The sequence below is a fragment of the Vibrio sp. OPT46 genome (assembly GCF_015163535.1).
Lineage (GTDB): Bacteria > Pseudomonadota > Gammaproteobacteria > Enterobacterales > Vibrionaceae > Vibrio > Vibrio alginolyticus.
In genome coordinates this window covers 49,003-50,198 of the sequence record NZ_JADDYG010000532.1, presented here as the reverse complement: position 1 = coordinate 50,198, position 1,196 = coordinate 49,003, and the positions used below count along the sequence as shown (strand labels likewise).

The 1,196-nt window shown below is 48.1% G+C and carries 7 tRNA genes; all 7 read left to right on the top strand.

The annotated features are described in order from the left end of the window. The first annotated feature begins 19 nt into the window (after nucleotides 1–19). Nucleotides 20–95: transfer RNA gene (locus IQR33_RS22175), tRNA-Gly, on the top strand. 42 nt (nucleotides 96–137) lie between these two features. Then, nucleotides 138–214, top strand: a tRNA-Met gene (locus IQR33_RS22170). Nucleotides 215–216: 2 nt separating this feature from the next. After that, nucleotides 217–292, top strand: a tRNA-Gly gene (locus tag IQR33_RS22165). Nucleotides 293–334: 42 nt separating this feature from the next. Further along, nucleotides 335–411 (top strand) — tRNA-Met (locus IQR33_RS22160). Between the two features lie 30 nt (nucleotides 412–441). Then, nucleotides 442–517, top strand: a tRNA-Gly gene (locus tag IQR33_RS22155). 36 nt (nucleotides 518–553) lie between these two features. Further along, nucleotides 554–629: transfer RNA gene (locus IQR33_RS22150), tRNA-Gly, on the top strand. Between the two features lie 58 nt (nucleotides 630–687). Next, a tRNA-Met gene (locus IQR33_RS22145) sits at nucleotides 688–764 on the top strand. The last annotated feature ends 432 nt before the right edge of the window (nucleotides 765–1,196 follow it).

Below are 1,196 nucleotides of genomic sequence, written 5' to 3'. Positions count from 1 at the left end.
TCCGGCCCCCGCAACCAATGCGACACTAGCTCAGTTGGTAGAGCGCAACCTTGCCAAGGTTGAGGTCACGAGTTCGAACCTCGTGTGTCGCTCCAGTTATATAGTTCTCACGGTACTTAACGGTGACACAATACGGACGCGGGGTGGAGCAGCTTGGTAGCTCGTCGGGCTCATAACCCGAAGGTCGTCGGTTCAAATCCGGCCCCCGCAACCAATGCGACACTAGCTCAGTTGGTAGAGCGCAACCTTGCCAAGGTTGAGGTCACGAGTTCGAACCTCGTGTGTCGCTCCAGTTTTATAGTTCTCACGGTACTTAACGGTGACACAATACGGACGCGGGGTGGAGCAGCTTGGTAGCTCGTCGGGCTCATAACCCGAAGGTCGTCGGTTCAAATCCGGCCCCCGCAACCAAATTCCATTAATAGCGACTGCTGTTAATATGCGACACTAGCTCAGTTGGTAGAGCGCAACCTTGCCAAGGTTGAGGTCACGAGTTCGAACCTCGTGTGTCGCTCCAATATATAGCCCTCATCGTGCTCAACGGTGACAAAATGCGACACTAGCTCAGTTGGTAGAGCGCAACCTTGCCAAGGTTGAGGTCACGAGTTCGAACCTCGTGTGTCGCTCCAGTTTCTTTTTATAAATGAAAGCAAAGCCTTCATCATCAACGAAGATGAAGCACTCGGACGCGGGGTGGAGCAGCTTGGTAGCTCGTCGGGCTCATAACCCGAAGGTCGTCGGTTCAAATCCGGCCCCCGCAACCAAATACAAGACGATAGATTGAGTACTTATTTAGTATACAATTGTTAAGTCGTCTACGGATGCGCCGCTTGATTCAACGCCTGCTTCTCGCAACCAATCACATCGCTCTTTTCATAATGCTGCGAAGCATGAATCCCCAAAAGCTAAACTTTTATCCGCATCATATGATGTCGGACGATTTCGTTTGTGTTTAAAACACGATATGAATCGGCTGACGTACAAGTATGATGAGGCTTCGCGTGTTTTATCTACTTTAATTAACAGAGTTATCCACATACGTCGTTCTGTGGATAAGTTGGTTGATAAAGTGTTTTTAGCTTGACTTTTTATGATGGGGAAGAAAGATCTTTTCTCTAAAGTGAAGTGGAAACAACAAAGAAATATCAACTAAGCACCTGTTATGTAAAGAAAAAATAAGTTTTTTGTCGGATCGG